Below are 21,486 nucleotides of genomic sequence, written 5' to 3'. Positions count from 1 at the left end.
CAAAAGACGGGACGGGACGATGGAAGGCGAGGCGACCTATCGCGGCACGGTCTATCCCTGGCATTGCGATCACGTCGGCCACATGAACGTCATGTGGTACGTCGGCAAGTTCGACGAGGCGAGCTGGAACATGTTCGCGCGGCTCGGCCTGACGCCGGGTTATCTGCGCGAATCCGGCCGCGGCATGGCCGCCGTGCAGCAGAACATCGCCTACAAGCGCGAGCTGCTCGCCGGCGACATCGTCGAGGTCAAGAGCCGCCTGTTGGAATTCCGCGACAAGGCGATCCGCCTGCTGCACGAGATGCGCAACGCGGAAACCGGCGAGGTCGCCGCGACCTGCGAGCTCACGGCCGTGCACATGGATCGCGCCGCGCGCAAGTCGGCGCCGTTCGCGCCGGCGATCCGCTACACCGCGATGCAGCACCTAGTGCCGTCAGAACCAACGATTGCGTGACCGTCATGTCGTCCTTCCAGCCGAAGAACCCGGACTACCGCGCCGTCGCCACCGACATGTTCGAGCGGCAGCGCGCGATGCAGACGCTCGGTATTTCCATCGTGCACATGGAGCCCGGCAAGGTCGAGCTTGCGATGCCCTATTCGTCGGACTTCACCCAGCAGAACGGGTTCGTTCATGCCGGCATCATCACGGCGGGCCTCGACAATGCCTGCGGCGTCGCCGCCTTCACGCTGATGCCCGCCGGCTCCGATATCCTGACGGTGGAGTTCAAGACCAACCTGCTGGCGCCCGCCAAAGGCGAGCGCTTCGCGTTTCGTGCCCACGTGGTCAAACCCGGCCGCACGCTGACATTCTGCGAAGCCGGTGCCTATGCGCTCAATGACGGCGCCGAGGCGCTGGTCGCGACCATGACCGGCACGCTCATGGCGCTGCCGCGGCGGGAGTCGTGAGGAGAGGTTCGGTCGCTCGCTCGTGATGGATAGAACCACGAGCACAATCTATCGCCGTCACCCCTGAGGAGCCGCGCTTGCGCGGCGTCTCGAAGGGCGACGGCTGCACCCTCTCGGCAAGCGGTGATGTAGCGAGCGGAAATATCTGGGCCGTGCGTCCTTCTAGACGCGCATGAGCGCGCCCTCAGGATCACGGTGCTGGCAGAATCCGGCAGCGGACGCGCGCCGAATCGGGCGGCATTGACAACCGTCCCTCGCGGCGACCTGATAGGCGGATCGTGGGGACGCTGCTCGCATGATCGCCAGCCTCAGCCTGATCCTGCTCTGCCAACTGATCGGCGAGGTCGTGGTGCGCGCGCTTGGCGCGCCGGTGCCAGGCCCGGTGGTCGGCCTGCTGCTGCTCGTGTTGCTGTTGCTGGCGCGCGACCGTTTTCCCGTGCTGGCGCGCGGGCCGCTTGGCGATGACGGCGTCGAGAGCACGAGCCGCGCGATGCTGGCCAATCTGTCGCTCTTGTTCATCCCGGCCGGTGTCGGCGTGGTGCAGAAGCTCGACCTGCTCGCCGAGCACGGTGTCGCGATCCTGGCGATTCTCGCGGTGTCGGTCATCATCACATTGCTGGCGACGGTCGCGACCTTCGTCGCGGCCAGCAGCCTGTTCTCGCGCGGTGAGGACAAGCCGTGAGCGATAATCCATTCTCGCTCTGGGTCTATCTCTCGCAGTCGCCGCTGCTGTGGCTGACGGTGACCTTGCTGACCTATGCAGTGGCCGACGCTGTGTCGCTCAGGACACGCCGCCATCCGCTCGCCAATCCGGTGCTGCATTCGGTGTGGATCATCGGCGTCTTCCTGCTGCTGACGAAGACCTCCTACACCACCTATTTCGCCGGCGCGCAGTTCGTGCATTTCCTGCTCGGCCCCGCCACCGTCGCGCTTGCGGTGCCGCTGTACGAGAACCGCGGGCGGGTCGCCGCCGCGATCCTGCCGATGCTGGTCGCGCTCGCGGTCGGCTCGATCACGGCGATCGTCTCCGTCGTGCTGCTGGCGCAGGCCTTCGGCCTGCCGCGCGACGTCATCCTGTCGCTGGCGCCGAAGTCGGTGACGGCGGGCGTCGCCATGGGCATCAGCGAATCCCTGCATGCCGATCCGTCGCTGACGGCGGTGTCGGTGATCCTCACCGGCATCATGGGGGCGATCGTGGTGACGCCGCTGATGAACCTGACCGGCATCACCGACTATCGCGCCCGCGGCTTTGCTGTCGGCATCGCCGCGCACGGCATTGGCACCGCGCGCGCCTTCCAGGTCGACGAGGTGGCGGGTGTCTTTGCTGGCATCGCGATGAGCCTGAATGCCCTGGTCACCGCGCTGCTGGTGCCGCTCGCCGTGACATTTCTGGTGCACTGACGACAGTTGCAGTGCAGTTTTGTGCTATGGGCATGGCGCCGGGCAGCAAATTCTTCTAGGGTCGCGGCCTCAAACGCGAGTCTGTTCCCCTTGGTCTTCTCCGCAACGCAAAGTGTGCTTGGACTGGCATCGGGCATGCTGGTCGGTTTCTCGCTGGGCCTGGTCGGCGGCGGCGGATCGATTCTGGCGGTGCCGTTGATGGTCTATGTGGTCGGCGTGCCCGAGCCGCATGTCGCGATCGGTACATCCGCGATCGCGGTCGCCGCCAATGCCGCAATCAATCTCTCCAACCATGCCCGCGGCGGCACGGTGATCTGGTCCTGCGCGATCGTGTTCGCCCTCGCCGGCATGTGTGGCGCGTTCGGCGGCTCGATCCTCGGCAAGATGCTCGACGGACAGAAGCTGCTCGCGCTGTTCGCACTGGTGATGCTGGTGATCGCCGCCCTGATGCTGAAGACCCGGGCGCGGGTCGGATTGACCGACGTTAAATTCAGCATGGACAACATGCCGGCGATCGTCGGCCTCGGGCTCGCGACCGGAACGATGTCCGGCTTTTTCGGCATCGGCGGCGGCTTCCTGATCGTGCCGGCATTGATGCTGGCGACCGGCATGCCGATCATGAACGCGGTGAGTTCCTCGCTGGTCGCTGTCACTGCCTTCGGCATGACCACGGCCCTGAGCTATGCGTGGTCCGGGCTGGTGTCGTGGGGGCTGGCCGCGCTATTCGTCGCGGGCGGCGTCGCCGGGGGGCTGGCGGGAACGCGCAGCGCCCGGCACCTGTCGGAACGCCGCGGTGCACTCAACACCGTGTTCGCGACTGTCATTATTGTGGTCGCAATCTATATGCTGGTGCGTAACATTCACGGCTCCTGAGCGTAGAACCGAAGGGCCCCCGCGAAAGCCAGATATGAACCGCTTGACAAGACCATCCGTGATCATCCCCACCCGCCGCGAGGCGCTCGGCCTGTTCGGCGCCGGCGTCGCTCTGCTGGCCGCGGGAACCGCCCGCGCCGAGGAAGAAGAGAAGGTCCTGACTGAAGCGCAGGTGCTGCGCGACCCGGATATCCCGGTGGCGGGCAATCCCGACGGCGACATCACCATCGTCGAATGGTTCGACTACAACTGTCCCTATTGCCGCAAGCTCGAACCGGAGCTGCGCCAGGTGGTGCAGGACGACGGCAAGGTTCGCCTGGTGCTGAAGGACTGGCCGATCCTGGGACCGGTGTCCAAGGTCGCCGCGCGGATGGCGCTTGCGGCGCGGTACCAGAACAAATTCCTGGTCGCGCACGAGGCGATGATGGCGGTCAATTCGCGCATCACCGAGTCGCGCATCAGCGAATTGCTCTCAGGCGCCGGCCTCGACATGGATCGCCTCAAGAAGGATCTCGACGCCAACGCGAAGGCGATCGACGCGGTGCTCGCACGCAACAACGAGCAGGCGGAAGCCTTCGGGTTCAACGGCACGCCGTCCTTCATCGTCGGCAAGTATCGTGTGCCCGGCGTGCTCACTATGGCTCAGTTCGAACAGGCGATCGCCGACGCCCGCAAGGCGAATATGGGCCGCAAGATCGAGAAGAACTGAGCTCATCGCAACGAGTGACGGCCGCTTCCGCTCGGAAGAGGCCGTTGGCGCATGATCTGGGAAAGTGCGAAGCGGTTTTCAGAAAAGATCATGCTCAAACACGCAGCTAAAGCGCGATGACGATTCGACCCAATCTCATCGCGCTTTAGCTGCGGTCTCGATTGCGCCGTTACTTCGACGCGATCTTGGTCCATTCCTCATGAGCTCGCGTTTTCAGCGCGTTCCAGTCGCGGGCCGCGACGTCCCAATTGACGAGGGTGCGGCTTTCCTGCGCCACCTCTCCGTTCGCCACGCGCGATGTCTGCATGGAATCGTAGACATAGACTGCGCCGATCAGGATCAGCGCGCCCAAAATCATTCCGACAAAGATTCGCATCACGAGTCCTCCGGTGTCGGCCGGATAACGTCGGGGCGGAGGGGATGGTTCCGGCCGGTGACGCGGGCGCTCCGATGGCGAAATGATGACGGCCGTCAAATCATCCGTTCAGCCACTGCAATATTTCGCCGTTGATTTCGCGGGGATAGGCGTGGCTGAGGTCGTCGATCTCGCGATAAATCGCCCTGGCGCCGGCGGCTGACAGCAGCCCCTGCGTCTGCCGCGCGGTCTGCACCGGAAACATCCAGTCGAGCCGGCCATGGGTGATGAAGATCGGCAAGCCCCGCAGGCGGTCAGCGTCCGCCATCTCCGCCATCAGCGGATGGAACGTGGCTGCAACGGGAGCCAGATGCGTGAAGCGCGAGGCGCCGTCGAGACCGGTGACATAGCTGAACGTGCCGCCGTCGCTCATGCCGGTCAGCAGCATGCGGGTCTTGTCGATGCGCCATCGCTGGCGCACCTGGTCGAGAATGCGGTTCAGGTTCGGCGTATCGCTGTCGTTGCCCATCAGCGCCCAGGTCGATCCCATCGCGGTCGGCGCGACCAGGATGGCGCCGCGGCTGCGGGCATCGCGCAGCCAGCTCCACAGGAAGCCGCGGCCGTTGCCGCTGCCGCCGTGCAGCGCCATCACTAGCGGCCAGGCGCGATCCGGCGTGTAATATTCCGGCACGTACATCGAGAAGCCGCCGCGGCTGCCGGGCTCGTTGCGCTCGTGAAAGACGCCGGTGTCGTCATTGGGAACGGCCGCGAGCTTGGCCTGCAGCTCGGCGTCCTCGCGCAATTCCGGCGCGATGAAGAAGCTGCTGACCGGAGGCAACTCGGTCAACGGATAGAGCGCCTCCAGCGCCCGCGGTCCATAGCGCAGCGCGCGAAACACGCTGACGAGGTCGCCTTCGCCGTTCTGCACCGCGCGCAGGCCGGCATAGCCCGCAAGCGCTGCATCGATGGCGGCATCCAGCGCCGTCTTGATATGCGCAAATTTCTCCGGCCAGTCGGCGAGCCGCGGCCGCACTGCTTGCAACGTCGCGTCGGGCTCGCCCGCGATCTCCATGACGCGGCCGAATTCGGGCGGGTTGAGATTGCGCGCGACGAAGGACAACGATTCCAGCGTCTGCAGCAGCGGTGGCAGCACGGCCACGATGTTATCGACCACGGCCTCGCTCATCGGTGCTATCTTTCTTGGTTGCTAGATCAGAGCTGGAGCCGCGACGGGATTGCACTCCCTCTCCCGCTTGCGGGGGAGGGCTGCGGTGGGGGCATTGCCGCGAGCGAGGACCCTTGAGTGGAGAGAGCCCCCACCCGCCGCGCTGCGCGCGGCGATCTCCCCCGCAAGCGGGAGAGGTGAAGGGAGAGCGATCGATCGGAAACTCATTTCACCCTAGTGCAGCCGCGGCGCCTTCAGTAGTCTGGCGCGGTCGATCGAGGTCAAGGTCACGTCGAAGGTGACGCCCTCGTGGTAGACGGTCAGCGGCACGTCGACGCCGGCGGAGCCGAGCGCCCAGAGCTTACGGTAGAAGTCGGTCTGGCTCGTGATCTTCTCGCCCGCGACCGCGAGGATCACGTCGCCGGTCTTCAGCTCGGCGCGCGCTGCCGGTCCCTTGCTGGCGATGCCGACCACGACGACGCGGTCATCGATCTCGGTCGTGAACATGCCGAGCCACGGCCGCGCCGGCCTGTTGACGCGGCCGAACTTGCGCAGATCGTTCAGCACCGGCTTCAAAAGGTCGATCGGTACGATCATGTTGATGTGCTCGGCGCGGCCCGAACGCTCACGTTCGAGTTGCAACGAGCCGATGCCGATCAGTCCACCAGTGTCGGAGATCAGCCCGGTGCCGCCCCAGTTCGGGTGCGACGGATAGGTGAAGATCGCCTCGTCGAGCAGATATTCCCAATAGCCCGCGAATTCCTGCTTCGCCGCAATCTGGCTTGCGACCGATCGCGTGCGGCCGCCGGCGCCGCCGAGCACGACATCGTCGCCGATCCTTGTCGCCGCCGACGAGCCGATCGGCAGCGGGTCGAGATCAAGCCGGCCGAGCGCCTGCACCAGCCCGAAGCCGGATTCGAAATCGAAGCCAAGTGCATGTCCTTCGACCACGCGGCCGTCGCCGAGATGCAGCCACACCGCCTCGGCTTCGGTAATCAAATAGCCGATCGTCAGCACCAGCCCGTCATCGATCACCACGCCATTGCCGGCGCGCTCGGTGCCGAGCGTTTCCGCGCTGAAGGCGTCAGGCGGAATGATCGAATGCAGGCCGACCACACTCATCAGCGCGCGATCGAGATCGAAACGATAATCTTCGGAGCGAGGCTGAAAGGCCGGCGGCACTTTCCATTCGGTCAATGAGGGCATGAAGGGTCTCCTGGCGTGCAGGGCGAGGGAACCCGGAGTAAATCCGAGGTTCTGCCGGCAGGGAAAGTGAAAAGATATACCCCAAGCGGCCGCCTGCACAGCTCATGTGGCGTGCAGGCATGCCTCTCGCAAGATGAATTGAACTCAATCGGCTCTTGACGGCTTGCGCGCCGGCATGATGCGGAACGCGCGATCCTCCTTGATCCAGGCGGCGCGCTCGTCGCGCAGCAGCGTGCGGCGCACTTTTCCGGAATCGTCGCGCAGTGCCACCGCGACGCGCTCGAAACTCTCGGGATGCTTGTAGCGGCTGAGCCGGTCGCTCAGGAAGTCGCCCATGCCGTCGGCGATCCCCTGAGCATCCGCATCGTCGGCGAGCTCGAGGATCGCATGCACGCGCTGGCCGAATTCCGGATCGGGCAGGCCGACCACGACGCAGGAGCGCACCTCGGGATGTTCGCTCACCGCAGCCTCGACCTCGGCCGGATAGATGTTGGCGCCACCGCGCAGCACCATGTCGGCGAGACGGTCGCCGAGATAGAGGTAGCCTTCCTCGTCGAGACGGCCGATGTCGCCGAGCGATTCCCAGCCGTCCGGCCGCCGCTTCGGCGCTGCGCCGAGATAGTGATAGGTGGTGCCGGCGCCGTCATTGGGCAGGAAGTAAATCTCGCCGGTCCCGCCGGGCGCCACGTCGTTGCCGTCCTCGCCGATGATGCGCAGCTTCGCGGTCTCGCCGATCTTGCCGACCGAGCCCTTGTGCGCCAGCCATTCGACGCCCGAGATCACGCAGGCACCCTGCCGCTCGGTGCCGCCATAGAGCTCCCAGACCCGCTCCGGCCCGAGCCACTCGATCCACTTCTCCTTCAGCCACGGTGGCATCGGAGCCGCCATGTGAAACACCATTTGCAGGCTGGAGACGTCGTAGCGGTTGCGCATCTCCTCGGGCAGCGCCCAGATCCGGTGCATCATGGTCGGAACGAAGTTCACCCATTGTACGCGGTTCGCTTCGATCAGCCGCAGCGTCTCCTCGGCATCGAACTTGACCATGCCTGTCAGCCGTCCACCGCCGGCCAGCGCGTAATGCGACAGGATGAACGGCGCGTTGTGATAGAGCGGCCCGGGATTGAGCACCGATGCCTCGAACGGAATCCCGAGCGGCAGCGGTGCCGTGGTCTCGAGCACGGCCGGACCGTGATCGAGGATCACCTTCGGTCGCCCGGTCGAGCCGCCGCTGGTCATCGCCTTCCAGTAGCGCGGAATCGGTGCGGTCAGCGGCTCGTCGGAAAATCCGTCAGGCGCAAAATTCGCCGGCAGTGAGTTCGGCGCGTTCCAGTCGGCCTCGCCGCCGACCACCAGCGCGGGCTTGAGGATGTCGAGCACCGCGGCCGCCTCGCCGCGCGGCAGCCGCCAGGATAGCGACGTCGGCGTCGCGCCGCATTTCCACACCGCAAAGGTGGTTTCAAAGAACGCGTTGCTGTTGGGCAGCCCGATCGCGACGAAGTCGCCCGGCTTGACGCCCTTGGCGGCAAAGGCGCGCGCCCGCGCATTCGCCCTGCGCTCGAGCTGCTCCCAGGTCAGCATGTCCTGGCCGTGACTGACGGCGATGGCGTCCGCGGGCTTGCGCTCGGCATACCAGCGCGGCACGTCGGCTAGGGGGATCAGCATGGGTCGTTTCCGTCGAAAGGGGCGTCTTGGAGCCGCTCTTGTTGCAGGAGGGAGTGGCGCGTGCCACGGCTGCACTTCATCAACAGTGCCGTCACCGAGTCAAGTTGAAGGTTTCCGGTGCAACCGGTATCCCGCTGATGCGATTGCGAAATCCGTGTTGGCTAAAAGCCGCGTCAAGATTCCGGTAAAGTTCAACCGATCACGCTAAGTCGGACTTTACGGGAGGGGCGGCATTGTGACTGAAGCGGTTGTGTGCACTCCGCGTCACACGACGCGTGGCGCCCAACGTCCTCAGGGGTCGTGACGATGGCGAGCAACAGGGCACGAGTGAAGGTCAGTCGCGAGCCGCGACGCCAGCTCAACAACCGCGCGGCCTGGATCACCGTCGGCGATGGCGCGACCGAGAGCGAATGCGCGGTGGTCGATGTTTCGCCCGGCGGCGCCAAGATCACGACCGAATTGGCGTTCGACGTGAAGGACCGGTTGGCGCTGACGCTGCTGGCCGATCATTCCAAGCGTCATCCTTGCGAAGTCGTCTGGCGCCGGGGCAAGACCTACGGCCTCAAATTCATCGCGGCGGAGCCGGCGGACGGCCAGCCTTCGGGCTGAAGGCCGGCGGCAGACAGGGCCGTTACAGGTCTCCACATTTTGGAGCGATATCCTCGAGCGGCCCACCTTCGTATCTTGCTCGGCTTTGAACAAAGCTGGTAATCTCAAGGAAAGGGTGTCGGGCGTACCAGCCCTTCGCGACGCGTTACGCACTGCTCCGTGCATTGCGCAAATGCGTGAGCCGGCATGACCATTTGTCGCCTTCATTTGGGCGCTTATGGGGTGGAAACTGTCTGCTACGTCAGAGGTGTCACGGCGGCCACCGCAGGGGGTGCCAGCAATTGACGGATCGCGCTCACGATAGCCTGCAAGACGTGGATTTGCGCAACTTCGCACGCGTCGTTTCAGCCTGCACATTGGGGCTATGGGCGTTTGCGGCAGGTCTGCTGATCGGGACCTTCTTGTTTTCGTGATCCGCGCCGGCGCGGCGCGATGGATTGCTTCGTCGCTTGCGCTCCTCGCAATGACGGCATGAGACATCGAGCGAGAACTATCCTCAGGTGTCGTCCCTGCGAAAGCAGGGACCCATAACCACAGTTAGTCATTGTTCAGCGATGCTGGAACGCCGAGTCGCGTTCACGCAACATCCGCTGCGGCGTATGGGTCCCTGCTTGCGCAGGGACGACGAGTGGGCGAGAGCGGTGGGTAAGCTCCATCACCGTCATGTCCGCGCAACGCGTTTGACAGCTTTTGCAGGGACGACAGCAGCGGGCGTTGTGCTTTTCCCCCTCACGGCGTCCATGCCATCTTAAGCACTGGCCGACCCGAGGTCGGGTTGACGTCCTCGCCGGCATGCACGAAGCCGTTGCGTTGGTAGAAGCGGATGGCGCGGGCGTTGTCCTTGTTGACCAACAACGTGACGCCGTCGGGCGACAGCCGCTTGGCCTCGTCGACTAGCGCGCTTGCGAGCGGCGAGCCCCAGTGACCGGGATCGACCACGAGCTGATCGAGATAGCCCTGCTTGTCGATGGTGACGAAGCCGATCAGCGCATCGTCCTGCTCGGCGACGATGATCGACGCGTTCGGCACCAGCTCGCTGCGCCAGCGCTCGCGCCACCATGCCACGCGTGCATTGAAGTCGATGGACGGATAGGCCTGCTGCCAGGTCTCGCGCCACAGCTCGATCGCGGCGTCCTCGTCCGCGGCGCGATAGGGACGAAGTTGAAAGGCAGCGCTCATCAAAGAACCATTGTCATGCCCGGGCAAAAGCGCGACGCGCGTCCGAGTGCAGATGTCCCGGGAAGCTTCCTTTCGCGAGATCGTGAAGATGCCTTGGCAGCGAGGCCATGGGCATCGTCATTTCTCTGTCAGCTTCAGTTCGATGCGGCGGTTGCGCTTGTAGGCGTCGTCGTTCTGTCCGGTGTCGAGCGGCTGGAATTCGCCGAAGCCGGCGGCGACGAGGCGCTGCGGCGGCACGCCGAGCGAGACCAGGTACTGCACCACCGAGATCGCGCGCGCCGATGACAGCTCCCAGTTCGATTTGAACACCGGGCTGCTGATCGGCCGCACGTCGGTGTGGCCGTCGACGCGCAGCACCCAGGGGATCTCGCTCGGGATCTTCTTGTCGATATCGATCAGCGCGCTCGCCACCGTGTCGAGTTCGGTCTTGCCCTCGGGCAGCAGCGTCGCCTGTCCGGTGTCGAAGAACACTTCGGACTGGAACACGAAGCGGTCGCCGACGATGCGGATGTCGGGGCGGTTGCCGAGGATGCTGCGCAGGCGGCCGAAGAACTCGGAGCGATACTTCGACAGTTCCTGCACCCGCTGCGCCAGCGCGACGTTCAGGCGCTGGCCGAGATCGGTGATGCGGTTCTGCGATTCCTTGTCGCGCTTCTCGGAGGCGTCGAGCGCCTCTTCCAGGGCGGCGAGCTGGCGGCGCAGCGCGCTGATCTGCTGGTTCAGGACCTCGATCTGCGCCATCGCGCGCGCGGAGACGCCCTTCTCGGATTCCAGCGCCTTGCTGAGCTCGTTGGCACGGCCCTGTGCATCGTTGCCGGAGCTCGCAAGCCCCTCATAGAGCCCCTTCATGCGGTCGCGCTCGCCCTCGGCGGTGGCGAGGCTGGCGCGCAACTGCGCCATTTGGTCGTCGAGGTTGAGCTTGCCGAGCTTCTCCATCGACAGGAGGTCGTTGAGCTGGGCGATCTTGGCGTTGAGCTGCTCCAGCGCCTTGTCCTTGCCGGTGACCTCCTGCGACAGGAAGAACTGCACCACCAGGAACACTGTGAGCAGGAACACGATCGACAGCACCAGCGTCGACAGCGCATCGACAAAGCCGGGCCAGTAGTTGAAGGCGGATTCGCTGCGGCGTGTGCGGGCAAGGGCCATTCAGATTCCCTTCGTTTGCTGCGGCGCGTGGCAGACGGCCTCGATGTTGTGGCCGTCAGGATCGAGCACGAAGGCGCCGTAATAGTTTGCATGATAGTGCGGCCGAATTCCGGGCCGTCCGTTATCCCTGCCGCCGGCCTTGATCGCTTCCTCGTAGAATCGGTCCACGGTGGCGCGGTCACTGGCTGTAAACGCAATATGCGCGCCGGTCTGCATCACGTTGCGCTCGCCGATCCAGAAGAAGGCTTTTGGCCGGATGCCGTAGCCCGCAAATCGGTTGCCTTCTGCATAGAGGCGGCTGATGCCGAGCGAACGCAGCGCCTCATCATAGAAGGCTTTCGAGCGCTCGACATCCCGGACGCCGAGTGTGACGTGGTCCAGCAAGCTGACCTCCGTGGCTCAACTCTTCTCGGGCTGGCGGGCGAGGCGCTCGAGCAGGCGCTTGATCTCGCGGTTCTGCTCGCCCTGACCGTCGGCCCATTCCCGGATCATCTGTTGCTCGGTGCGCATATGCGCAACCAGGCCCTGGATCGCCTCGGCGAGATTGGCCATCGCGGCCGTGCTGCCGCGATTGCCGCCGCCCTCTTCGACCGCGGTGCGCAGCCGGTCAATCGCGCCCTGCAATTCGCCGCCGACGGCGGACTCCTCGCCGGAAATGCCGCGCACGGTGGTGGCGAGCCAGTCCTCGAGGTCGGTGTAGAAACGGTTCTGCGCCTGGCTCGATTGCAGGTCGAGGAAGCCGAGGATCAGCGAGCCGGCAAGGCCGAACAGCGAGGACGAGAACGAAATGCCCATGCCGCCGAGCGGGGCGGCAAGGCCTTCCTTCAGCGCATCGAACAGCGCGCCGGCATCGCCGCCGACCTTGAGGCTGTCGATCACCTTGCCGACCGAACCCACCGTCTCGATCAGGCCCCAGAAGGTGCCGAGCAGGCCGAGGAACACGAGCAGGCCGGTCATGTAGCGCGAAATGTCGCGGGCCTCATCGAGCCGGGTCGCGATCGAATCGAGCAGATGCCGCATGGTCTGCGGCGTGATGCTCATCCGCCCGGTGCGCTCGCCGCCGAGGATCGCGGCCATCGGGGCCAGCAGCTTCGGGCGGCGGTCGATCGCAAGGCCGGGATCGGCGATGCGGAAATTGTTGACCCAGGTGACTTCAGGATAAAGCCGGATCACCTGCCGGAACGCCAGGATGATGCCGATCAGAAGCACCGCGCCGATCAGAGCGTTCAGCCCGGGATTGGCGAAGAAGGCGGTGACGATCTGCTTGTACAGCACGACCCCGACCAGGCCGCAGAGCACCAGGAACACCAGCATCCGCACCAGGAAGATCCGGGGCGAGGACAGCTTGCTCAATTCGATCTCCATGTCGGAGCGGGAAGGGGGCATTGCCGGGTCATCCGTACGCGAAGGCCGCATCTGGGATCAATATGGCACAGCGGCGGAGGGAGGAAAGTAAGGAAAGCCGCATCCGGGCCACGAACGGCGAATCTTCGGTTGAAGGCGGCCTTTCGCACACACCATGAGCGGAGTCCTAGTTGTTCGCGCGCGCCCTCGGGGCATTGCGCGGCTCACGGTCGGTGGATCGCGCCTGTGCCGCTCGCACTGTCCGATCAGCGGGCGAGGCGATTCGGCACAAAGTTGCGAAATCCTGCCGTTGCGCGCACGCCATTGCCGCGTTTCCCGCGCACACATCTCTTAATGGAGGCCACAGCCTGCGATGGAACCCTCGTCACAATCCAGTGAGTCGACAAAAGACGCCGCAGTTTCAGGGCGATAGGCTTGTGTGACAATGAGCCGCCCGCGGAATGCATTGCGTCGCAGCAAGCACATTTTATTTTCTCCCGGTCAACGAAGCGGTGTCGATGCGGCACCGCCATTTCTATGTTCACACCAATCAGGGCGACCTTTCCGATGTCTGGACTTCGCGCGCAATCGGCATGCATTGCATTGATGCTGGCCGTGGCGGCGCCATTGCTTGCGGGCTGCGACGAACCGAACACCGCGACCGCCGCAGCGCAGGCACCCGAGCCGGATGTCAGTGTCGTCACCGTGCAACAGCAGGCGCGCGCCATGGTCCGCGAGCTGCCGGGCCGGATCGCGCCGACACGCGTCTCCGAGGTGCGCCCGCGCGTGTCCGGCATCATCGTCAACCGCATGTTCCACCAGGGCAGCGAGGTGAAAGCCGGCGATCCGCTCTACCAGATCGATCCGCGCCCGTTCGAGGTGGAATTGCAGTCAACCGAGGCCGCGTTGTCGCGCGCCAAGGCAGTGCTCGAGCAGGCCTCGTTGCAGGCTCGCCGCATCGCGACCTTGACCAGCCAGCGCGCCGCGCCGGAGGCGGAGAACGAGAAGGCGATCGCCACGCTGAAGCAGGCCGAGGCTGACGTTCAGGGCCGCGAGGCCGAAGTCGCGCGCGCCAAGCTCAATCTGGATTATGCGACGATCCGCGCGCCGATCGACGGCATCGTCGGCGCGGCGCTGGTCAGCGAGGGCGCGCTCGTCGTGCAGAACGATGCCACGAGCCTGGCGACGATCCAGCAGATCGACCCGATCTATGCCGACTTTCAGCAATCGGCCAGCGAGATGAACCAGCTCCGCCGTGCCTTCGAGAGAGGCGATCTCGACCGCATCGCGCCCGATGCGCTGAAGGTCCGTCTCGTGCTCGACGACGGTTCGCTCTACCCGCTGCCGGGCAAGCTGCTGTTTTCCGACGCCAGGGTCGACGCCTACACCGGCCAGGTGACGCTGCGCGGCGAGTTCCCGAATCCGCACCGGGTGCTACTGCCCGGCATGTATGTCCGCGTGCAGATCGAGCAGGGCATCGATTCCGACGCTATCGCTGTGCCGCAGCAGGCGATCCAGCGCAATGGCGGTGGCGGCAGCGAGGTCTACGTTGTCAAGGACAACAACCTCGTGGCGGTGCAGGCCGTTCGCACCGGCTCGTTGCAGGCCGGTCAGTGGTTCGTCACCGATGGCTTGAAGGCCGGCGACAAGGTCGTCGTGGAGGGCTTCCAGAAATTCGCCGCGGGTGACAAGGTGCGGCCGCATCTCTGGAAGCAGGTCGACGCGACGGCCGAAACCGCGACGGACCCGCAGCAAGCCGCCCACGTCCAGCGGTGATCGCTGATGCCTAGCTTCTTCATCGACAGGCCGATCTTCGCCTGGGTCGTCGCGCTGTTCATCTGTCTGATCGGCGCGATCTCGATCCCGCTGCTCGCGGTCGCGCAATATCCGATCATCGCGCCGCCCTCGATCTCGATCTCGACCAGCTATCCCGGCGCGTCGCCGGAGAACCTCTACAACAGCGTCACGCGGTTGATCGAGGAGGAGCTGAACGGCGCCGCCAACATCCTGAACTTCGAGTCCACCAGCGACTCGCTCGGCCAGGTCGAGATCATCGCCAACTTCAAGCCGGGCACCGACACCAGCCAGGCCTCGGTCGAGGTGCAGAACCGCCTCAAGCGCGTCGAGGCTCGGCTGCCGCGCGCCGTGATCCAGCAGGGCATCCTGGTCGAGGAAGCCTCCTCCGCCGTGCTTCAGATCATCACGCTGAACTCGACCGACGGCAGCCTCGACGAGGTGGGGCTCGGCGACTTCATGATCCGCAACGTGCTGGGCGAGATCCGCCGCATCCCAGGCGTCGGCCGCGCCACGCTCTACTCGACCGAGCGGTCCTTGCGCATCTGGATCGATCCGGCCAAGCTGGTCGGCTACGGTCTGTCCGCCGACGACGTCAACAAGGCGATCACGGCGCAGAACGCCCAGGTTGCCTCGGGTAGCATCGGCGCCGAACCGAGCACTGACACGCAGAAGATCTCCGCACTGGTGCTGGTGAAGGGCCAGCTCTCCTCGCCCGACGAATTCGGCGCGATCATCCTGCGCGCCAACAACGACGGTTCGACAGTCCGCTTGCGTGACGTCGCGCGGATCGAGATCGGCGGCCTCAGCTATCAGTTCAACACACGCCTGAACGGCAAGCCGACCGCGGGCCTTTCGGTGCTGCTGTCGCCGAAGGGCAACGCGCTGGCGACCGCGAGCGCGGTGGAGGCCAAGATGAAGGAGCTGTCGCGCTTCTTCCCGGCCAATATCAGCTACGACATCCCCTACAACATCACGCCGGTGGTCGAGGCCTCGATCAAGAAGGTGCTGATGACGCTGGTCGAGGCGGTGGTGTTGGTCTTCATCGTGATGTTCCTGTTCCTGCAGAACATCCGCTACACCATCATCCCGACCATCGTGGTCCCGGTGGCGCTGCTTGGCGCCTGCGCCACGCTGATGATCGCGGGCTTTTCGATCAACATGCTGACCATGTTCGGCATGGTGCTGGCGGTCGGCATCCTCGTCGACGACGCCATCGTCGTGGTCGAGAACGTCGAGCGCATCATGGCCGAGGAGGGCCTGCCGCCGAAGGAAGCGACCAAGAAGGCGATGTCGCAGATCACAGGCGCCATCATCGGCATCACGCTGGTGCTGATGGCGGTCTTCGTGCCGATGGCGTTCTTCCCCGGTTCGGTCGGCATCATCTACCGCCAGTTCTCGGTCACCATGGTCGCGGCGATCGCGTTCTCGGCGCTGCTCGCGCTGTCGCTGACGCCGGCGCTGTGCGCGACGCTGCTCAAGCCGGTGCAGAAGGGCCACGGCCATGCCCGCAAGGGCGTGTTCGGCTGGTTCAACCGCGTGCTCGACACCAGCCGTGCCGGCTATACGCGCACGGTGCAGGGTTCGCTGAAGCGCACCGGCCGCCTGATGCTGATCTACGCCGTGCTGTTTGCGGGCGTCGCCTACGGCTTCGTGCGGCTGCCGGGCGGCTTTCTGCCGGTCGACGACCAGGGCTTCATCACGACCGACGTGCAGACGCCCTCGGAATCGTCCTACGCGCGCACTGAATCCGCGGTCGAGAAGGTCGAGAAGTATCTGCTCCAGCGCGACGGCATCGAGAACGTGACGTTCCTCACCGGCTTCAGCTTCCTCGGCCAGGGCATGAACACCGCACAGGCCTTCATCACCCTGAAGGACTGGTCGGAGCGGGGTGCGAAGGATTCTGCGGCCGCCATCGTCGCCGACGTCAATCGTGATCTGTCCTCGATCCGCGATGCCAGGATCTCGGCGCTGCAGCCGCCGCCGATCGACAATCTCGGCAACTCCTCGGGCTTCTCGTTTCGCCTGCAGGACCGCGGCCAGAAAGGCTATGCGGCGCTGGTCGCCGCGTCCGACCGCCTCGTCACCGAAGCCAACGCGAGCCCGATCCTGCAGAAGGTCTATGTCGAAGGTCTGCCGCCGGCGCCGCAGGTCAATTTGGTGATCGACCGCGAGAAGGCGGGCGCGTTCGGCGTCACCTTCGAGGACATCAACAACACGATCTCGACCAACCTCGGCTCGAACTACATCAACGACTTCCCGAACCGCGGGCGCATGCAGCGTGTCATCGTACAGGCCGACAAGACCAGCCGCATGAATGCGGACGACATCCTGAACTACAACGTCAAGAACAGCCGCGGCCAACTGGTGCCGTTCTCGGCGTTCACGACGATCGAGTGGTCGAAGGGACCGACGCAGATCGCGGGCTTCAACTACTATCCGGCGGTGCGCATCTCCGGCGAGGCGAAACCCGGCTTCACCTCGGGCGATGCGATCGCCGAGATGGAGCGGCTGGCCGACAAGCTGCCCCGCGGCTTCGGTTATGAATGGACCGGCCAGTCGTTGCAGGAGAAGCTGTCGGGCTCGCAGGCGCCGTTCCTGCTGGCGTTGTCGGTGCTGGTGGTGTTCCTGCTACTCGCGGCGCTCTATGAGAGCTGGACCATTCCGCTTGCGGTGTTGCTCACCGTGCCACTCGGCATTCTCGGCGCCGTGGTGGCGGCGACGCTGCGCGGCCTGCCCAACGACGTCTATTTCACGGTCGGCCTGATCACCATCATCGGTCTCGCGGCCAAGGACGCGATCCTGATCATCGAATTCGCCAAGGACCTGCGCGCCCAGGGCAAGCCGCTGGTCACGGCGACGATTGAGGCGTGCAGCCTCCGGTTTCGCCCGATCCTGATGACTGGCCTTGCCTTCGTCTGCGGCGTGCTGCCGATGGCAATCGCGACCGGCGCCGGCGGCGCCAGCCAGCAGGCGCTGGGTACATCGGTGATGGGTGGCATGATCGCGGTGGTGATCCTGGCGCTGCTGCTGGTGCCGGTGTTCTTCGTCAGCGTGCAGCGCGTGCTGGCCGGCGATCGGGAGAAGGCGACGGAGAAGGGTGAGGTGTACGGTCCACCGGCGCCGGCGAAGCCATAATCTGTCATGCCCGCGAAAGCGGGTATCCAGTACGCCGCAGTGTCGCAGTTGGCAGTTACCGCAGACGTGGAGTACGGGATCATCCGCTTTCGCGGATGATGACAGCGAGCGTGGTGCGTTACTGCCCGAGCGGCTTCAGGATCTTGATCAGCTCGCCGTGCACGAACTCGTTGCCGCAGACGACGTGGCCGGTCTGCAGCGGGTCGTCGTTGCCCTGGATGCCGGACACCGTGCCGCCGGCTTCCTTGACCATGATTTGACCCGCCGCGATGTCCCAGGGGCTGAGATTGCGCTCCCAGTAGCCGTCGAGCCGGCCGGCGGCGACGAAGGCGAGGTCGAGCGAGGCGGCGCCGAAACGGCGGAAGCCTGCGACCTTGGTCTGCAGCGCGGCCATCTCCTGCAGCGCCACCTGGTGGTTGCCGCGGCCGATATGCGGCAGCCCGCAGGCGACCACGCATTCGTTGAGCTGGCGGCGGCCGGCGACGCGCAGCCGCTGGTCGTTGAGGAAGGCGCCCTTGCCGCGCTCGGCGATATAGAGCTCGTCATTGGCGGGGTTGTAGATCACGCCCGCGATCACCGTGCCCTCCCGCGCCAGCGCGATCGAGATCGCAAACTGCGGGATGCCGTGCAGGAAGTTGGTGGTGCCGTCGAGCGGATCGACGATCCAGGTGTGGCTCTTGTCGGTGCCCTCGCGCTTGCCGCCTTCCTCGCCGAGGAAGCCGTAGCCCGGCCGCGCCTTGGCAAGGTCGGTGTAGAGCATCTCCTCTGCACGCTTGTCGGCGAGCGAGACGAAATTCGCCGGCCCCTTCATCGACACCTGGAGATGCTCGATCTCGCCGAGGTCGCGCTTGAGGCTGCGGCCGGCACGTCGCGCGGCTTTGACCATGACATTGATGAGGGCGGAGTAGAGCATGATGGATGATTTCTTTGGTCTGATCGTGCGGGCGGGTTCAAAAATAGTCCCGTCATCCTGAGGAGCGCGGAACGCGCGTCTCGAAGCATGCATGGCCAGCCGGGCCGTGCCTCCTTCGAGGCTCGCCCGGCGGCGCGATTGCGCCGCTAGGCTCGCACCTCAGGATGACGGGGTGAGAGGGTACCGCCTTGGGTTCACCGACTGGGTGCCCTCTGGAAGTGGCGCCGTCAAGGCGTCATTTGACGTTGTTTCCGATCCATTTCCGGGCGGCCGCCTCGCCCTTGGCGCGGTCCTCGGCGGACATATCGGCGAGGATGTCGTCGAGGTCGGGGTCGCCCTTGCCGGCGGTCTTCGCGACCAGATGCCATTTCAGCGCCTCGACCTTGTCCATCGGCGCACCCGCGCCGGTCGCCAGCACATGGGCGAGGCGGTTCTGCGCGATCGCGCTGTTCTGCCGGGCCGCTTTGCGCAGCAGCGCTACCGCGGCCGGCACATTCCGCGGCGTGCCGGTGCCGTTGTAGAGCGCGATGGCGTATTCGACCTCGGCGTCGACGTTGTCGGCGAGAGAGGCAGCCTGCAGCAGCCGCGCCGCCTTTTCCAGGTCCTTCGGCACCCCGGTGCCTTCCTTGTAGAAGGTCGCGAGCGCGTATTGCGCCTCGGGGTTGCCGGCGTCGGCCGCCATGCGCAGCAGCTCGGCGGAGCGCTGGAGGTCCTGGGGCAGGGTCTGGCCGTCGAGATAGAGCAGCGCGAGATTGTAGGCCGCCTTGGGTTCGCCGAGCTTGGCCGCCGAGGCCAGCAGCTTGACCGCGGAATCCTTGTCGATCGGCCCGCCGCGGCCGGCGATCTTCATCATGGCGAGCGCGAACATCGCCTCGCGGTCGCCGGCGTCGGACGCGCGCTTGTACCACTGGTCGGCCTTGACATAGTCGCGCCTGACGCCGAGCCCGTTGGCGTAGAGCTCGCCGAGCATCGTCATCGCCTTGGGATCGTTGTTGTACTGGGCGCGCGCGCTCGCCAGGTCGAAGGTGGTCTTGTACAGCCCGCGCTGATAGGCGCCGTAGACGAGGTCGACGTTGGGGTCTTCGAAGGCTGGCGTCGGGGTCGGCGAGGGCGACGGGGTGGGAGTTGCGGCGGCCGCGGGCGTTGCGGCAGGCTTCGGCGCCGGCTTCTTGGCAGCCGGCGAATGGACCTTCGGCTTGTGCTCCTTCGGAGCCTCCTTCTTTGGCGCGGGCGCCTGCTGCGCCGGGGGCGTGATCGAGAGCTGCGCGATCGCGCCGCTCGCCAGCATCGTGCAGCCGAGCGCAACACCTATCTGACGCAGGCACTTCATTCCGGCGTCATCCCTCGGCCCTGGCCTTTCCGATCGTCCTGGCGTGCGCCTGCGCGAGCGCTTCACCGACCTCGATCAGGGCGGCTTTCGCGCCGCGCGGATCGGACCAGACGAAGTCACCGACCAGCACGAAATCCGCGCCGGCTGCGGCGAACGCTTCGGCCTCCTCGCGCGAGGCGGCGAAGCCGATACAGGGCGGCTCGAACAATTCGTCCCACCATTGCAGCCGCTCGGCGATCGCCTCGGCCGAGGGCCGCTGCCCATTGGCATCGGGCTCGCCGAACAGCACGTAGTCGGCGCCGGCCTCGCCCGCGGCCATGGAATCGTGGCGCGTCGCAAGGCCACCGACGCCGACGATGCGGTCGGGCTTCAGCGACGGCAGGACGTCCTCCATCGCAGCGATGCCGGTCAGATGCGCGCCGTCGGCGCCGGCGCGGGCGACCAACTCGGGATGTCCGTCGATCAACAGCGCCGCGCCGGCATTCTGGATCGCAGGCGCCAGCGCCTTGACGCGTGAGATCATGGTGCGCTGGTCGGTCTCGTTGAGCCGCACCAGCACCGCCGCCACGTCGGCCGCGGCCAGCAGATCGGGAAGCTCCGCCGTGAGCTGCGCGGGCTCGTCGACGGGCGGCGTCGCGAGATAGAGGCGCGGCGCCGGCCGCGGCGGAACGGGCTTTGTCGCCAACTATGCCGCCTGTTTCTCGAGGCCGGCGCTCCATTTGCCGGTGCTCGCCAGCCCGTTCATCCGGGCGCGATGCGAGAAGGCACGCTGGCCCGCGGCGACATTGTCGGCCTTGCCGGACCACGCCTTCTGGGGTGCGGCCTGCAGCGCGCGACCGTAGGAGAAGGTGAGATGCCAGGGCAGGTTGCCGATCTTGTTCATGGCGTCGAGATGCGCGGTCGCTTCCTCGTCGCTCTGCCCGCCGGAGAGGAATGCGATGCCGGGGACTGCGGCCGGCACGCAGCTCTTGAGCAGGCGGACGGTCTTCTCGGCGACCTCCTCGACCGAGGCCTGCTTGGTGCACTTCTTGCCCGAGATCGCCATGTTCGGCTTCAGGATCATGCCTTCCAGCGCGACGCGCTGCACCCGCAATTCCTGGAAGGTCCTGTTCAGCACACGCTGCGTGACGTCGTAACAACGGTCGATGTCGTTATCGCCATCCATCAGCACTTCGGGCTCGACGATGGGCACGATCTGCGCGGCCTGGCACAGCGCGGCGTAGCGCGCCAGCGCGTGCGCATTGACGCGGATCGCGGTCATGGTCGGGATGCCGGCGCCGATATCGATCACCGCGCGCCATTTCGCGAAGCGCGCGCCGCGCTCGTAATATTTCTTCAGCCGTTCGGCGAGCTTGTCGAGGCCGACGGTGACGAGTTCGCCGGGGCAGGCCGGCAGCGGCTGGGTGCCTTCGTCGACCTTGATGCCGGGGATCACGCCTGCCTGCTCGATCAGCCTGACCAGCGGCGTGCCGTCCTTCGCGTTCTGCCAGATCGTCTCGTCGTAAAGAATGACGCCGGAGATGTACTTGCTCATCGCTTCCTGCGAGCGGAACAGCATCTCGCGATAGTCGCGGCGGTTCTCCTCGGTCGATTCGACCTTGATGGCGTCGAAACGCTTCTTGATGGTGCCTGTGGATTCGTCAGCGGCGAGGATGCCCTTGCCCGGGGTGACCATGGCGAGGGCGACTTTGTTGAGGTCAGCAAGGTTCATCGAGACGTCCTCCGGAGCGCATTGCCTTTGCAAACCAAAATAGGC

The 21,486-nt window shown here is 65.5% G+C and carries 21 protein-coding genes; 9 read left to right on the top strand and 12 right to left on the bottom strand.

Going from position 1 to position 21,486, the window contains the following annotated elements; genetic code table 11:
- The first annotated feature begins 19 nt into the window (after window positions 1-19).
- The 6 genes from P6U25_RS31675 to P6U25_RS31650 all read left to right on the top strand — a co-directional run bounded on the left by P6U25_RS31675 (window position 20) and on the right by P6U25_RS31650 (window position 3,889).
- A complete protein-coding gene (locus tag P6U25_RS31675) occupies window positions 20-454 on the top strand; it encodes an acyl-CoA thioesterase (RefSeq protein ID WP_407148672.1) in 435 nt (144 codons plus the stop codon).
- A 5-nt stretch (window positions 455-459) separates the two neighbouring features.
- Complete coding sequence (locus P6U25_RS31670) at window positions 460-906, top strand: PaaI family thioesterase (protein ID WP_407148671.1); 447 nt, start codon at window positions 460-462, stop codon at window positions 904-906.
- 295 nt (window positions 907-1,201) lie between these two features.
- Window positions 1,202-1,588: a CidA/LrgA family protein gene (locus P6U25_RS31665; RefSeq protein WP_407148670.1), complete on the top strand. Its 387-nt coding sequence runs from the start codon at window positions 1,202-1,204 to the stop codon at window positions 1,586-1,588.
- Window positions 1,585-2,307, top strand: a complete 723-nt coding sequence (locus tag P6U25_RS31660) for an LrgB family protein (RefSeq protein ID WP_407148669.1) — start codon at window positions 1,585-1,587, stop codon at window positions 2,305-2,307. The genes P6U25_RS31665 and P6U25_RS31660 overlap by 4 nt, the downstream gene beginning before the upstream one ends.
- A 135-nt stretch (window positions 2,308-2,442) precedes the next feature.
- Entirely contained in the window at window positions 2,443-3,180 is a 738-nt protein-coding gene (locus P6U25_RS31655; RefSeq protein WP_407148668.1) for a sulfite exporter TauE/SafE family protein, read from the top strand.
- Between the two features lie 34 nt (window positions 3,181-3,214).
- Complete coding sequence (locus P6U25_RS31650) at window positions 3,215-3,889, top strand: DsbA family protein (protein ID WP_407148667.1); 675 nt, start codon at window positions 3,215-3,217, stop codon at window positions 3,887-3,889.
- A gap of 169 nt (window positions 3,890-4,058) precedes the next feature.
- Here P6U25_RS31650 and P6U25_RS31645 read toward each other — a convergent pair whose 3' ends face one another.
- The 4 genes from P6U25_RS31645 to P6U25_RS31630 all read right to left on the bottom strand — a co-directional run bounded on the left by P6U25_RS31645 (window position 4,059) and on the right by P6U25_RS31630 (window position 8,277).
- The gene (locus P6U25_RS31645) at window positions 4,059-4,265 is read right to left on the bottom strand and encodes a hypothetical protein (protein ID WP_407148666.1); all 207 of its coding nucleotides are present in this window, start codon (window positions 4,263-4,265) and stop codon (window positions 4,059-4,061) included.
- Window positions 4,266-4,365: 100 nt separating this feature from the next.
- On the bottom strand, window positions 4,366-5,430 hold the full coding sequence (locus P6U25_RS31640) for a phospholipase (RefSeq protein ID WP_407148665.1): 1,065 nt from the start codon (window positions 5,428-5,430) through the stop codon (window positions 4,366-4,368).
- 213 nt (window positions 5,431-5,643) lie between these two features.
- A complete protein-coding gene (locus P6U25_RS31635; RefSeq protein WP_407148664.1) occupies window positions 5,644-6,615 on the bottom strand; it encodes a S1C family serine protease in 972 nt (323 codons plus the stop codon).
- Between the two features lie 144 nt (window positions 6,616-6,759).
- A complete protein-coding gene (locus P6U25_RS31630; protein WP_407148663.1) occupies window positions 6,760-8,277 on the bottom strand; it encodes an AMP-binding protein in 1,518 nt (505 codons plus the stop codon).
- A gap of 306 nt (window positions 8,278-8,583) precedes the next feature.
- Here P6U25_RS31630 and P6U25_RS31625 point away from each other — a divergent pair, with 306 nt between their 5' ends.
- Window positions 8,584-8,886, top strand: a complete 303-nt coding sequence (locus tag P6U25_RS31625; RefSeq protein WP_407148662.1) for a PilZ domain-containing protein — start codon at window positions 8,584-8,586, stop codon at window positions 8,884-8,886.
- Window positions 8,887-9,615: 729 nt separating this feature from the next.
- On the opposite strand, the gene P6U25_RS31620 is transcribed toward P6U25_RS31625, so the two are convergent.
- The 4 genes from P6U25_RS31620 to P6U25_RS31605 all read right to left on the bottom strand — a co-directional run bounded on the left by P6U25_RS31620 (window position 9,616) and on the right by P6U25_RS31605 (window position 12,597).
- The gene (locus tag P6U25_RS31620; RefSeq protein WP_407148661.1) at window positions 9,616-10,065 is read right to left on the bottom strand and encodes a GNAT family N-acetyltransferase; all 450 of its coding nucleotides are present in this window, start codon (window positions 10,063-10,065) and stop codon (window positions 9,616-9,618) included.
- A 117-nt stretch (window positions 10,066-10,182) separates the two neighbouring features.
- Entirely contained in the window at window positions 10,183-11,211 is a 1,029-nt protein-coding gene (locus P6U25_RS31615; RefSeq protein WP_407148660.1) for a peptidoglycan -binding protein, read from the bottom strand.
- On the bottom strand, window positions 11,212-11,595 hold the full coding sequence (locus P6U25_RS31610) for a VOC family protein (RefSeq protein WP_407148659.1): 384 nt from the start codon (window positions 11,593-11,595) through the stop codon (window positions 11,212-11,214). It abuts the gene before it with no gap.
- 15 nt (window positions 11,596-11,610) lie between these two features.
- On the bottom strand, window positions 11,611-12,597 hold the full coding sequence (locus P6U25_RS31605) for a flagellar motor protein MotA (protein WP_407148658.1): 987 nt from the start codon (window positions 12,595-12,597) through the stop codon (window positions 11,611-11,613).
- A 525-nt stretch (window positions 12,598-13,122) separates the two neighbouring features.
- Between P6U25_RS31605 and P6U25_RS31600 the strand changes: the two genes are divergently transcribed.
- Window positions 13,123-14,331, top strand: a complete 1,209-nt coding sequence (locus tag P6U25_RS31600) for an efflux RND transporter periplasmic adaptor subunit (protein ID WP_407148657.1) — start codon at window positions 13,123-13,125, stop codon at window positions 14,329-14,331.
- 6 nt (window positions 14,332-14,337) lie between these two features.
- Window positions 14,338-17,487 carry a multidrug efflux RND transporter permease subunit gene (locus P6U25_RS31595; protein ID WP_407148656.1) on the top strand — a complete coding sequence of 1,050 codons (3,150 nt, stop codon included), beginning with the start codon at window positions 14,338-14,340 and terminating at the stop codon, window positions 17,485-17,487.
- A 118-nt stretch (window positions 17,488-17,605) separates the two neighbouring features.
- Here P6U25_RS31595 and P6U25_RS31590 read toward each other — a convergent pair whose 3' ends face one another.
- From P6U25_RS31590 to P6U25_RS31575, 4 genes are all read right to left on the bottom strand, one after another.
- On the bottom strand, window positions 17,606-18,400 hold the full coding sequence (locus P6U25_RS31590) for an inositol monophosphatase family protein (protein ID WP_407148655.1): 795 nt from the start codon (window positions 18,398-18,400) through the stop codon (window positions 17,606-17,608).
- A 235-nt stretch (window positions 18,401-18,635) separates the two neighbouring features.
- Window positions 18,636-19,730 carry a tetratricopeptide repeat protein gene (locus tag P6U25_RS31585; RefSeq protein ID WP_407148654.1) on the bottom strand — a complete coding sequence of 365 codons (1,095 nt, stop codon included), beginning with the start codon at window positions 19,728-19,730 and terminating at the stop codon, window positions 18,636-18,638.
- 7 nt (window positions 19,731-19,737) lie between these two features.
- Window positions 19,738-20,415, bottom strand: a complete 678-nt coding sequence (locus P6U25_RS31580; protein ID WP_407148653.1) for a thiamine phosphate synthase — start codon at window positions 20,413-20,415, stop codon at window positions 19,738-19,740.
- Window positions 20,416-21,441 (bottom strand): class I fructose-bisphosphate aldolase, encoded by a 1,026-nt coding sequence (locus tag P6U25_RS31575; RefSeq protein ID WP_407148652.1) that lies wholly within the window; start codon window positions 21,439-21,441, stop codon window positions 20,416-20,418.
- Window positions 21,442-21,486: the final 45 nt, after the last annotated feature.

It is taken from the genome of Bradyrhizobium sp. ORS 86, assembly GCF_045571475.1.
In the GTDB taxonomy this organism is placed as follows: Bacteria; Pseudomonadota; Alphaproteobacteria; order Rhizobiales; family Xanthobacteraceae; genus Bradyrhizobium.
Note: the sequence above shows the minus strand (reverse complement) of the source record. Positions and strands in the feature narration are given on the sequence as shown.